At 71.3% G+C, this 568-nt stretch carries 1 protein-coding gene; it reads right to left on the reverse strand.

Annotated features, from left to right (window positions below; all coding sequences use genetic code 11):
* The coding region (locus ACYVO2_RS37330; RefSeq protein WP_461012574.1) for a ketoacyl-synthetase C-terminal extension domain-containing protein at nucleotides 1-547 on the reverse strand (547 nt) is incomplete at its 3' end.
* Nucleotides 548-568: the final 21 nt, after the last annotated feature.

The raw sequence follows: 568 nt of genomic DNA on the forward strand, positions 1-568 counted from the left end.
CCGCAGCCAGCCCAGCGCCCATCCGCGCCCGCTGCGCCCCCTGACCGGTGAACAACACCGCCAGACGACCCTCAACCAACCCAGGCCCACCCGCGGCATCCGCCACAGCCAGCAGCCCGTCCCTCAACCGCTCCGCGTCCGCACCCCACACCACAGCCCGCTGCTCCAACGCAGCCCGACCCGCAGCAAGCGACCAACCCACATCCACCGGATCCAGGCCACCCACCACACCCGCAAGACGCCGAGCCTGCGCAGACAACGCCTCCACACTCTGCGCCGACACCACCCACGGCAGCAGCCCACCCGACTCCCGAGCCCCCCGCTCGGACTCGGCCTCCTCCGGCGCCTGCTCCAGAATCACGTGGGCGTTGGTGCCACCGATACCGAACGCGGACACCGCCGCACGGCGCGGCCGGTCGTCGTCCGTGTCCCATGCACGGGCCTCGGTCAGCAGCTCGACGCGCCCCGCCGACCAATCCACGTGCGGCGACGGCTCATCCACATGAAGCGTCTGCGGCAGCACGCCTTCCCGCATCGCCATGACCATCTTGATCACACCGGCCACACC

The organism is Streptomyces capparidis, from assembly GCF_054782095.1.